This window comes from Sporomusa sphaeroides DSM 2875, assembly GCF_001941975.2.
Taxonomy (GTDB): Bacteria; Bacillota; Negativicutes; order Sporomusales; family Sporomusaceae; genus Sporomusa; species Sporomusa sphaeroides.
This window is the reverse complement of sequence record NZ_CP146991.1, coordinates 878,835-891,582: the sequence shown is the minus strand read 5'-3', so window position 1 is coordinate 891,582 and position 12,748 is coordinate 878,835. Positions and strand designations below refer to the sequence as shown.

The following is a 12,748-nucleotide window of genomic DNA, read 5'->3' as shown; positions in this document are numbered from 1 at the left end:
CCACATGCACCTTTTTCACCTCTCATTTCTAAGAATAACGCCAGCTTTCACAAAATGTTTTTTCAACATCTTTTTACCCAACATAGCTCCCAGCAATGCTCCCAGCAATGATACAGCTAATATTCCCACCAATATTGGTCCATTTAATATCTCTGTAAAGGCATTAACATAGCTGGCATTATAACCACTGGCAACAGAAGCAGTGCGCCAAGATTCTGTAAAAAAGACAATGGGAGCAAAGGATCCAAGCGCATAACCGCAGATTAAAACAGCATAACTTATGGTAACTCTGTGGAAATCTTTATATGATCCCCCAACAATTAATTCTCCCAGGAGTGTTGCTGAAATAACAGCCACAACAAAGGTCCAAGAACCGCTTAAGAGAAATAAGATAACTGCCTGTAAAACACCACTGACAACAAGTGTTCCTTTTTTGGCAACCTTTATCATCAAAAGTATAAAAACAACCCCTAAGGGTATTGCCGCGATTGCCGGAGCAAAAATACCAGTTACAGGAAATATACCAACAACTACAGTGAGTAATATAAAAATCACTGTAAACACGGCATTAAGAACACCTAACGTAATAAAATCTTTTACCTGCAGCTTATTGCTTGCTTGTATAGTCATTTTTATCCTTTCCCCCTAATAATAAAATTAAAAGAACCTGTTCTACCGATAAGGAACTTTATACCAAGCAGCATACATAACAGGCAGTATTAACAAAGTAAGTATTGTTGCCCCAAAAAGCCCCCCTGCTATAGCTACTGCCATAGGACCCCAGAAATCATTGGAAACTAATGGTATCATCGCCAAAATTGTCGCTGCCGCAGTGAGCATAATTGGCCTGAAACGGGAAACAGCGGCATTAACAATAGCATCCCAAGGATGTTCGCCAGCTTCTGTATGTTTTTCAATTTGATCAATGAGAATCACAGAATTCCGCATGATTATTCCCGATAAGGCCAAAATAGCAAGCTGCACAACAAATCCCATTGGTCTACCGGTCAATAGCAAAATAATACTAACCCCAATCAGGCCCATTGGTGCAGTAAGTAAAGTCAGCAGCATTTTAGGAATATTTTGTATCTGTAACATTAACAAAGTAATAATCGCTAAAATCATGACAGGCACAAGCTGCATTACCCAGCCATTTGCTTTCAAACTCATTTCCAAAGAGCCGCCAATGTCGATACTATAACCACTAGGCAACTCTGCCCGCAGCTCGGCCAAACTGTCATAAACTGCCTGAGTAGCATCATTACTAAGTATGCCTTCAATTGTATTTGCTTGCACAGTAATTGTTGGCTGTAAATCACGCCGCCAAATTAATCCTTCCTCAGCGGCATAGCTAATATTAGCAATCTGCGCTAATGGCACATAACCATTACCTGCTGGAACATTTATATCCTTAAACAAGCTCAGGTTATTACGACTTTTCTGGTCAAGTCTAAAAACAATACCGATAGTCCTGTCTTTTTCTCTAAATTCAGCAATAGCAGCACCTGATAACAGCCCTTGAAGATTAGCAGCAAGCGTTTGATTATCAACGCCTAACATTCTTGCTTTATCTTGGTCAACCTCAAGTTTTAAAATCTGACTTTTTTCACTCCAATCAAGATTAACATCTGTTATGATTGGATTATGATTCATTTTACCTACAACTTGTTCAGCTATTTTACGTACCTGATCATGATCTTTACCTGTCACTCGCAAATTAACCGGATATGGATAAGACGGACCTGTTTTTAAAAATTTTACATTACCACGTACTTCTGGAAATTCAGTACTTAATAATTCTCTGGCCTTTTTAGCCAACTTATCCCTAATAGCTACATCTTTAGCAACAATAACAAATTGAACTAAATTTGTATTAGGAAATTCTGCATCACCTGTTAAAATAAATCTTGGTGCTCCTTTGCCAACATAATAAGAATAGTTTGTCAGCTCAGCATCCATAGTTAACTTCTCAATAAAACGTTTAGCCTCTCGTTCAGTAGCTTTCACAGAAGCCCCTTGTGGTAAACGCATATCGATAACAATTTCCGGTCGCGAAGATTCAGGAAAGAATTCTTGTTTAACAATACCCATTAAAAAAATCGAACCAATAAACGCAGCTAAAGTACCGATTAATACTTTTTTGCGATGAGATAAACACCAAATTAAAATGATTCTAAACTTATTGTAAAAGCGGGTATTATAAATATCATTTTTTATTAAACTCGCATCAGAAGAACTTTTCAACAAACTATAACCTAACAACGGTGTTACCAACACCGAGACAATCCAGGAAAGCAAAAGGGCTATCGTAATTACCCAAAAAATACTGCCGATAAATTCAGAAGCCGTTCCCTCGGAAAAGCCCATAGGAATAAAACCGGCGCAGGTAATTAATGTCCCGGTAAGCATGGGGAAAGAAGTAACCCTATAAGCATAACAAGCAGCTTCAAAACGTTCCATTCCCTCTTGCAACTTAACTTTCATCATCTCAATGGCAATAATAGCATCATCAACCAGTAAACCTAAAGAGATAATCAATGCTCCTAAAGAAATTTTATGAAGATCTATTCCCAGCAGTTTCATAACTAAAAAAACACCACAAATAACCAAAGGAATACCTAAAGCCACTACCAGTCCAGAGCGTACCCCCAAACTAAAAAAGCAAACAAACAAGACAATTAGAATAGCTTCCGCCAAAGACCTGACAAAATCATTAATTGATTGCTGCACAACTTCCGGTTGATTAGCTACAATATCCAGCTCCATACCTGCAGGCAGTTGCTCTTTGATTTTTGAAAGAGCATTATCTAAATTCTTACCCAGTTTAATAATGTTTCCGCCTGTATCCATTGACAAAGCCAAACCAATTGCCGGTTGACCATTAAAAAACATTTTAGGGTCAGCCGGGTCACTATAATCGCGATTAATTTTAGCAATATCAGCTAAACGTAAACTTTGCCCGTTAGCATGAATAGGCATATTTTTTAAATCTTCAAGATTATCAAATCTACCACTTATTCGTAAATGCAAATTACTTGTCTCAGTTTCGATCATACCTGAAGAACTCATAACATTGTGATTATACACAGCATTCATCATATCGGAAGGAGCAAGACCCAACTGTGCTAATTTGGCATTTTCCATTTCAATATATATTTTTTCAGTCTGAACGCCTTGCAGCTCAATTTTTTTGACACTGGGAATGTTAACCAGCAAACGTCGAATCCGCTCAGCCTCTTCTCTCAGTTCCTCATAACTATAATCAGGCCCTGTCAAAGCATAAATGCAGCCAAAAACATCATCAAACCGGTCATTACAAAAAGGTCCATTTACGCCTGCCGGCAATGTATATTTAATTTCCTCAACCATATTGCGCACTTCAAACCACGTTTGCCGGACCTGACTGCCTTTAACCTCATCTTCTTTTAAAGCAACATAAATAATGCACTGCCCTGGTGTTGAATAACTCATTATATAATCAAGCCCTGGTGTATCCTGCAATCTTCTTTCCAATTTATCGGTAACTTGCTCTTCCATTTGACGGGCAGTAGCTCCAGGCCAGCTGGCAGACACTACCATCAAACGTAAAGTAAAGTCAGGATCCTCCATCCGCCCTAAATCCTGATAAGAAGATATTCCGGCAATAAAAATGATAATAATAAAATAGTAAACTACTTGCTTGTGTTTAAGAGCCCATTCTGTTAAATTTATTTTTCCCATATCAATTACTACCAATAACTTTAATTTGTTGTTTTTCCTGCAATTTATGAACTCCCGCTGTCACGATAACTTCTCCGGCTTGGAGACCTGACAGTATTTGCACCAGATCATTATCCTGCAGGCCGACTTCAACAACCCGTAAAGTAACCACATTATCCTTAACGACCCAGACACAAGGTTGATGCTCTGTTTGATACAAAGCTGTCAGGGGAATAGTATTTACTACAGAATGCTCACCATTTTTCATCATAACCGAAGCAGTCATGCCCAAACTTACTGCAGGCGGCGGATTAACTAAGGAAATTCGGACTTTATAAGTACGGGTAAGGGCATTAGCCATCGGAGCAATTTCCCTGACCCGGCCTTCCACACTTACCCCGGGAAGAGCCCAAAATAGTACTTCACATTCAGGAGCTTCTTTTACTTCTGGCAAACGATTCTCCGGCACATGAATCTCAATCTCCCGTTCACCATCATATACAAGCGTCAGCACCATTTCACCGGCGCTGACAACTTGCCCGGTTTCTGCGCCAATGTGAGCTACCACTCCAGCTTGTTCCACAACCAACCGGGTATAACCCAGTTGGTTGGAACCTTGTTCATATTGCGCTGTCGCTTGACGGCTGGCAGCGCCGGCCACCTCATAGGCATTTTGATAATAATCAAGCTCCGCTTTGCTGATAGCATCCTGGGCATATAATTGTTTATAACGGGCTAAATTACTTTCTGCAAGTTTTTGCTGCGCTTGAGCAGCAGCTAGCTGCGCAGCATTGTTATTGATCACTTCTTGAACATCCTTAGGATCGATACTCATTAAAACATCTCCCGCTTGTACAGCCATGCCCTCATCCACAAAACGGTTACTGATTTTACCTCCCACTTGAAAAGCCAACTGGCTTTCGTAACGACCACGCACTTCACCGGCATAAGTATAAGCGGCAGCTTTGTCCGCGCTGCCTACAATTTTTGTCCGCACCAACGGAATATTGGCAGCAGCCGGCTTGCCTTGCTCCTTCCCCAAGAAACTGCCGACAACCAAACAAACTGTTACGATAGCTATTAGTCCGTAAAACAATTTTCTCCGTTTCAGCTCCAGAAAACTTTTTACTTGCATTTTTCTTCCTTCTTCCCAATAACCATATATGACGTGCTAAAATTTTTGCAGGCGGGTGTCACCGCGCCACCCGCCTGCGCCTGCCAATTCTTTAACACGGAGTATATAGCAAGCAACAAAAATCATAACAATAAAATTACAGACGCGTTTCCACACCAAATACGAATTGGCGGGAAGACATTGGCTGACTGCCAACAGTATCCCATAAATAGGTCGTTTCATAAGCACGATTGGTTAAATTGAAGACCTTGGCATAAGCCTTGATATCTTCATTCACTTGATAGCTGGCACTGATATCAAGGACCCAATATCTTTTGGATGAATAAGCTTCCTGGCTGCGGCCTGTAGCGCCGCGGCCCATAATATTAACATTCCAAGCATCCTGGTGATAATTAAACCCTGCTTGATAATAATTGGGATTGCTGTTGGCAATATCATATTGTTCTCCCAAGCCATTCTGCCGGTCTTGTTTTACTCTCAAATAAGAATATCCTAATACCATATCCCATGCATCGGAAAGAGGATGGTTGATCCGCAAATCCAAACCGCGCTTGTTTTGTTTGGGAATATTATTCAGATAGGAAGTTGTCTCACCAGTAATCAGATCATTAGGATACTCCCACACAAGTGCATTTTCCACGTCAGTTTTAAACAAACTGGCCTGTATTTTTGTGCCTCCGGGCAACACGGTATTATACCCTAAGGTAAACGTATCGCCGGTTTCGGGTTTAAGATTCGGATTGGGAAGATACATAGGGTCCCAGCCCCTAAAGAAAGTAATTGCATTAGGAGCCCGAAAAAATTGCCCCCAGGAAAGAAAAGCATTGCTTCTGTTATTTATTTCTTTATTAAGACTGAATCTGACTGTATTTTCACTGTCATATTTATTAGCGTCATCATGACGAAAGCCGCCGGTTAACGTCCAGGTAGGCGCAAAATTCCAATGATCTTCTAAATAGACCCCCAGAGTTCGCAATTTATTTTCAGGATATGGAGCCGAACGGTCATCAATCTCAGACATTTTCCAGTCAAAGCCCCCAACTATCCTGTTATTTTTGCCCAACGGTCTGGATTGGTTCCATTCAACACCATATTCTTTATCCGTATATCTGCTTATTGACATATAATCACCCATATACCAGCCCATATACCAATTCAGTCTATAATTATTACGGTAAATTTGAAAATTATTGGTGATATCTTCTCCTTGCTTCCAACGATAAGCTAACGCTACATTATCTTGATTGATGTCTCGAAATGCTGCAGCATCGTGTCTATCATACGGATAACCAAACGCACTATATCCGATCGTACCAGGCTTTGCGATGGGACTTCCGGCTTTTTCATCCAGATGATCATAATAAAAGGTCAGTGTTCTCTCTTTACCCAAATCATGATCAATGCGAACAGACGCATTATTTCTTTCAAATTTACTATTCGGCATTTTTACAACATCGCCGGTTTGATGTTCCTTGTATTCATAATGGTCTTGCGTCCAGCGGCCAGCAGTTATCATATAACTGGTTTTGCCGTCTTTACCGGTACTGCCGCCTGTCGTTATTCCATATTTTCTTGAATTCCAGCTGCCAAATTCCGAATAAGCGGTTGTCTTATTTTCCGCACCTTTGCGCGTAATAATATTAATCACACCGCCGACAGCAGCGCCTCCATACATTGAGGATGCAGCGCCTCTAACGATTTCAATTTTCTCGATACTATCCACACTGGGCAGCATCCCCAAATTATACCCCAGATTATTCTGTTCCAATCTCTGCTCCACATTTATTTTCCGGCCATTTACTAACACAATAATTCTGTTATCGCCATTTAAAATAATACCGCCGGTATCACCAACACTGCCGCCTTCATAATATACTTCCACACCGGCATCAATAAGTGCTTCAGCAACACTTTTTATACTTTTTTGTTCAATCACCGCCTGATCGATTACGGTAACATGCGCTGCCGTCTCACTGATTTTAGTAGGCATTCTACTGGCTGTTACTACATATTCCTCCATACTAAATTCTTGCATACTTGCCTGAGCCTCTATTGCCTGCTCATCTTGAGCCCCGTTAACAACAGCTTCCTCAGCAGCAGCAGCTCCAGCACAACCTAAAAATAAGGAACTGCTTAGTAATAAGTGCAATAATTTTTTCCCGGTGATTTTTGGTTTTCTCATTTTTTCTCTCTCCCCGTTGTGCGCACATTGTACGCTTCATAATTCATACCTGACTGATTTTCCAACTGCCGGCCTGCATTCTTCGCTGCCAGAAATCTTTATACTGTCCATCCACCTCAATAAGCTTTTCATGCACACCCTGTTGAACAATCCTCCCTTTGTCCAAGACCAAAATTTGATCAGCTTCCTTAATAGTAGATAAACGATGGGCAATAACCACTAAGGTTTTATTTCTGACAAGCTCACTAATAGCAGCTTGAATCTGCTTTTCATTATCCGGGTCTAAACTAGCTGTTGCTTCATCTAAAAGAATAATCGGCGCATCCTTTAAAATAGCTCTGGCAATAGATATACGCTGCTTCTCGCCGCCAGATAAAGAGGAGCCTCCTTCACCAACAATAGTGTCATAGCCATTAGGTAATTCCATAATGAAATCATGACAGCAAGCCTTTTTACAAACCTCCATAATTTCGCTAAGCGTTGCCTCAGGCTTGGCTAATCTTAAATTATTCAAAATAGTATCATTAAACAAATACACATCTTGAAAAACCATGCTAATATTCTTAAGCAAACTATCGAAAGTCATTTCTTTACTATCAACACCGCCTATTTTAATGGCTCCGCCTTGAATATCCCAAAACCGGGCAATCAAATTAGCAATAGTCGTTTTGCCGCTGCCGGATTTACCAACTAGAGCAGTCATACTATTCTCCGGCACAACAAAACTAACATTGTGTATTACTTGTTCTTGTTCATAAGCAAAAGAAACATTGTTAAATTCAATGTCAAATTTATTTACAACAATATCTTTACCATCTTTATCAACATTTTCTATATTACAAATTGAATCAAAACGGTCCAAAGCATTTTTCATAATATTAATCATGACACTAAGTACATTTATAGTTTTAAAGGGCAGATATATTTGAAATGCAAAAATCATCATCACCAGCAGCATGGATAATTCCATTGTCTTATTAAAATAAAAATAGGCTGAGGCAAATACAGTAAGAGTGGTACCAAGTGCTAAAGCCCGGTCAAAATTTATACTTGGCGGAATAAACTCTTCTTCAAAGTTAATATTTACATCACGATGGTTTTTAAACTCTTGATAGATTCTCTCTGTTCTTTCCTCCGTCATATTGAAGGATTTAATTACTGAAATACCCTTTACATATTCTAGAACAGCGCTAATAAGTCTGGACTGACTTTCCTGCCTATCGTCAGCACGAACTACAATAACTTTTTCAACCTGTTTTAAGGCCAAAGAGGCTAATATAAAAGTAAACAGCGAAATAAAGCCAATCCGATAATCAAACCTAAACAGCAAAATTACGCTGACTGCAATCCCGAGATAACAGGAAACAACCTTGGACAGCACCGACATGGAATGTTCTTCAATAAAAACCAAATCAGAAGTAACCACTGCCGTAATTTTACCTATGTTGCCATTAGAAAAATATCCCATTGGCAGCCTTTTCAAACGGTCACCCAGCTTTAATCTTTCCCTGGCAAAAATCTCATAACCGGTACTGCTTTGTAAGCCATCTATCCATCTTTTTAATAAAGCTCTTACAATAATACTAAGTACAATAACCAAAGCTACCAGTTGGGCATCTCGAACCGTAATGTCATTGGCGGATATTTTAATCAAAACAACTAACACGGTCAAAATCGGAACTTGACCCAAAAAGGCTTCAAAAGTACTAAGAAAAAATGCAAACTTTATCCGCTGGGAATATTCACCGGCCAGCGTCAACAGCCTGTTGATGATCTTAAACATGTTCCACCTCCTTAACCTTGATTCCCCACTGCAAGGTTTCCATGTGAGAATTCCATAAATGTTGGTATGCGTCTGAGGACTGCAGCAATTGTGAGTGGGTTCCCTCACCAATTAAAACACCTTTATCCAGTACAATAATCTTATTGGCATCGGCAATAGTGGAAAGCCTATGAGCAATAACAATTACTGTCTTGCCAATGATCAATTTATTTAAAGCTGCTTGAATTTTATCTTCATTTTCAGGATCGGTAAAAGCAGTCGCTTCATCTAAAACAATAATCGGCGCATTCTTCAAAATTGCTCTGGCAATACTAATTCTTTGTTTTTCTCCTCCGGAAAATTTATTGCCGTCCTCACCGGCAATAGTTTCATAACCTCTGTCCAATTCAGTTATAAAATCATGACACATAGCAGCTTTAGCACACGCAATGATTTCCTCATCAGTTGCACCAGGTCTGCCAATTCGAATATTTTCCATAACCGTAGTATTAAATAGGTAAACATCCTGCGAAACATAACTGACAATATCCATCAATTCTTCGAAAGAAAAATCTTGTATATTAGCGCCGCCTATCGTTATCTCCCCTGCTTTTACATCCCAAAAATGCACCAATAATTTAGCTAACGTGCTTTTGCCACTGCCTGAAGCGCCAACAATGGCAGTAACAGTATTTTCCTTAGCTGTAAAAGAAATATTTTTGATAACATTTTGCTCTTCATAGCCAAAATAAACATTACGAAATTCTACGTCATAATGAGCAGGATTTATATTTTTATTTAAAGTAACTAACTCCTGACCACTAAATGTTTTCTCCAACTGCTCTATTTTGTGCTTTAACACAGGAATAGTAGGCATAAAGTCAACCAACCTAAGTAACGGCTGACCCAGCCCCATAGACAGAAGCAAAGAAAAAGCCAATACCGGCAAAGTCAATGTACCATTAAGATAAAATAGTGTACCTACAGGCAATAGAAATAATATCGTACACGGAAGTATAGAACTATAAATAGCCATATAAGTCCACGATTCTTTAAACCAATCCAACGTATACTTTTTGTAATTTTCAATAGACATCACATAGTTTTCATAAGAACTTGAGGTTCTATTAAAAATTTTTATAACTTCCATACCGGAAACATACTCAACTATAGTTGCATTCATTTTACGAGCCGAATCATAATAATACCCCATCTTTTTTAAACTGCTCCTCATCATGATAAAAATCGGTATCATGCCAACAAATACCGATGCAAGCGAAAGAAATCCCAGGCGCCAATCTAATAAAAACAAAACAACATAAACGATAATAGGTGTTATTACAAACGGAATACCCTCTGGGATCATATGAGCCAATAAGGTTTCGGTACTTTCAATATCATCAACAAAATTTTTCTTATAACTCCCTACTCCTCTTGCTTTTATATCTCCCATCGGTAATTTTGACATCTTTTCGGCAAATTTAATTCTCAATTCCATCAAAGTATCATAAGCTGCTTGGTGTGATGCCGTTAAGCCTTTATAAAATAAAAAAGATTGCAATAATAAACCAATAAATATTCCGGCCGATATAAGGAATAAATAATTTAGAGTAACCGTATTTGATTCAATAAATCGAAGCATCATATCATAAGTAAAAAGATAGGGAACAATCCCAGAAAAAGCACTGAGAAAAATTAAAAAGATTGCCAAATATGTCTTTTTTCTATGTTCTTTGGCATAAGAACATATCTTTATAAAACCACTCATAATGTAACCTCCAAATACAGTTGCATTTTATAGTTGATACTGATTGTCATACTCATTTGTAATTGAGTATAACTGATTTGCATTATATTAGCTAAGACAAACAGGATAACGTTTATGGTAAAAAGTATAAGGCACAAGGAATGCATCATTCCTTGTGCCTGGGCTGACTTATCCATATGAAAGCAAGGCTACAGCTTCTTGCTGTATTGCGACGGATTAACACCATATTTTCCCCGAAATCTTTCCGCGAAATAACTTAAATCATTGTAGCCAACCAGTGGCGCCGCTTCTGTAACCAGGAGTTGTTTTTCTTCTATCAGCAGACGGGCAAGTTCCATCCGTTTGTCGATAATATAAGCATGAACCGGCAAGCCGAACAATTCCTTAAAGCCGGTTTTCAGCTTATATTCGTTCAGGCAGATCATTTTTGCCAGTTTTCCCAGCGTCGGCGGGGTCGCAAGATTTTCGTCCAGAATCTTCCTGGCTTTATATAATGCCTCCCGGTCATAGGCGGAAAATTTACCCGCCGAGGCCCTGGCACCGTCTTCAAAAACAGTTTCATCCAGATAGACGGCAACCAGCTCCAGTATTTTTCCTTCCAGATAGATTTTTTTCAGTTGTTCCCGGTAGCGACAATTGATCATGTCGTTGAGAATCAGGCGAATGCCCGGGGAAATTTTGCCATTACACAAAAAATTGCGGCCGGCAAACAAATTTTTGCCGGCATGGTCTTTGCCTCTGTGCTGCATAAAACTGGCAATAATGTCCAGATCAAACTCCACATAAATCCCCCAAAAGCGTGAACCCGGATAATGGTTACTGATACTGATGCCCTGGTTGCGGTTGAATATACAGCTTTCCCCACAGGCAATCCCATATTCCCGCTTCGGATTCCCCTCCACCCGCCAGAGAAATCCCTCTCCCAGGCAAAAGGCCAGACTGTACAGGGAGCTTCCCTGTTTTTCTCCCATTGTTATTCTTTTATGAAAAGTCATATCACTGACAGACAGCCGCAGGGAGGGTTTGACAACAATCCGCCGGAAATAGCCTTCACCAACTGTTTCCGGTATTTTCATTTCCGTTTGAAACGAACTGGTCCTGTAAATATGATCAAAGACGGCGCATACCGGGCAGGCCTCATCCTGCGGATTAAATATCTGATTTTTTGACACGGCATTTTTTATCATGTCTATCGCCCCTTGGTATCGGTGTATATCAATGGAGGATATACGCCAAACTTGTCCGGTTGCAGCGCGCGGCGCTCCTAACCTGTAAAACAATTCATTAACTCTTAATGAAATTGATAATTATTTTCATTTATTATTATAGCGAATCCTGTTACGATTGGCAACCCTTTCCATTTAAGAGCTTTTTGCATCCAAGCGCACCCCTAGCATGGCTACTATTATCGGGAAAATTATTTTAGGAACAGAGAAGTCTTTCATTCCTGTTCCTAAAACTTTTTGGCATAGCGCTATCTTTTTTTATAATTACTCTATCTGCTGCATTACATATAGATTTTACCCGAATACATTCACACAATACCGGCTTTACTAAAATGCTTTCTCAAAAGCCGCTTGCCCAGCAAGGCTCCCAGCAAAGCTCCCGCTATGGACACTGCCAGTATCCCCGCGAATACAGGGCCGTTTAACAGTTCAATAATTTTATTGATATAAACCTCGTCATAGCCCCGGCTGGTTGCCATTGCCCGGTACGCATCGGCAAAAAATACCAGCGGGGCAAAAGAACCAATGGCATAGCCGCCAATTAAAACGGCATAGCTAATCGCAATTCTTTTCAGGTTCTTATATGCCCCCCGGATGACCAGCTCTCCCAGCAGGGCGGATATGACGATGGCCGTGATCAATGGCCAGGAAATTCCCATAAACAAAGATACCGTCCCTTGCAGAATACCGCTGAGTAAAAGCGTACCGGTTTTGGCGACTTTGACCATCAGCAGCATAAACACCGTCCCCAAAGGTATCGCTGCGGCTGCCGGTACAAAAATACTGGCAAGGGGAATTATCCCCAAAACCATGGCAAAAATGAGCATAATGACCATAAACACCGCATTAAGCACACCCAGAATAATCAGATCTTTGACCTGCAGTTTATTGTTTTGATTCATAATAGTTTCCCTCACTCTCCGGCTTCTTTAAGACGTATTACGTACTGCCCGGCATGTTCACTAATACCTTGTCA

8 protein-coding genes are annotated in these 12,748 nt (G+C 39.9%); all 8 read right to left on the bottom strand.

Going from position 1 to position 12,748, the window contains the following annotated elements; all coding sequences use genetic code 11:
* Positions 1-15 precede the first annotated feature (15 nt).
* The 8 genes from SPSPH_RS03910 to SPSPH_RS03875 all read right to left on the bottom strand — a co-directional run bounded on the left by SPSPH_RS03910 (position 16) and on the right by SPSPH_RS03875 (position 12,674).
* Positions 16-630, bottom strand: coding sequence for an MptD family putative ECF transporter S component (locus SPSPH_RS03910; protein WP_075753425.1), 615 nt, complete (start codon positions 628-630; stop codon positions 16-18).
* A 42-nt stretch (positions 631-672) separates the two neighbouring features.
* On the bottom strand, positions 673-3,720 hold the full coding sequence (locus SPSPH_RS03905) for an efflux RND transporter permease subunit (RefSeq protein ID WP_075753423.1): 3,048 nt from the start codon (positions 3,718-3,720) through the stop codon (positions 673-675).
* A gap of 1 nt (position 3,721) precedes the next feature.
* Positions 3,722-4,834, bottom strand: coding sequence for an efflux RND transporter periplasmic adaptor subunit (locus SPSPH_RS03900; protein WP_075753421.1), 1,113 nt, complete (start codon positions 4,832-4,834; stop codon positions 3,722-3,724).
* 136 nt (positions 4,835-4,970) lie between these two features.
* On the bottom strand, positions 4,971-7,016 hold the full coding sequence (locus tag SPSPH_RS03895; protein WP_075753419.1) for a TonB-dependent receptor plug domain-containing protein: 2,046 nt from the start codon (positions 7,014-7,016) through the stop codon (positions 4,971-4,973).
* A 43-nt stretch (positions 7,017-7,059) separates the two neighbouring features.
* Complete coding sequence (locus SPSPH_RS03890; protein WP_075753417.1) at positions 7,060-8,799, bottom strand: ABC transporter ATP-binding protein; 1,740 nt, start codon at positions 8,797-8,799, stop codon at positions 7,060-7,062.
* Positions 8,792-10,546 (bottom strand): ABC transporter ATP-binding protein, encoded by a 1,755-nt coding sequence (locus tag SPSPH_RS03885; protein WP_075753415.1) that lies wholly within the window; start codon positions 10,544-10,546, stop codon positions 8,792-8,794. Before SPSPH_RS03885 ends, SPSPH_RS03890 begins: the two co-directional genes overlap by 8 nt.
* Positions 10,547-10,734: 188 nt before the next feature.
* Positions 10,735-11,733, bottom strand: coding sequence for a helix-turn-helix transcriptional regulator (locus SPSPH_RS03880; protein WP_075753413.1), 999 nt, complete (start codon positions 11,731-11,733; stop codon positions 10,735-10,737).
* Between the two features lie 347 nt (positions 11,734-12,080).
* On the bottom strand, positions 12,081-12,674 hold the full coding sequence (locus SPSPH_RS03875) for an MptD family putative ECF transporter S component (protein WP_075753411.1): 594 nt from the start codon (positions 12,672-12,674) through the stop codon (positions 12,081-12,083).
* Positions 12,675-12,748 lie beyond the last annotated feature (74 nt).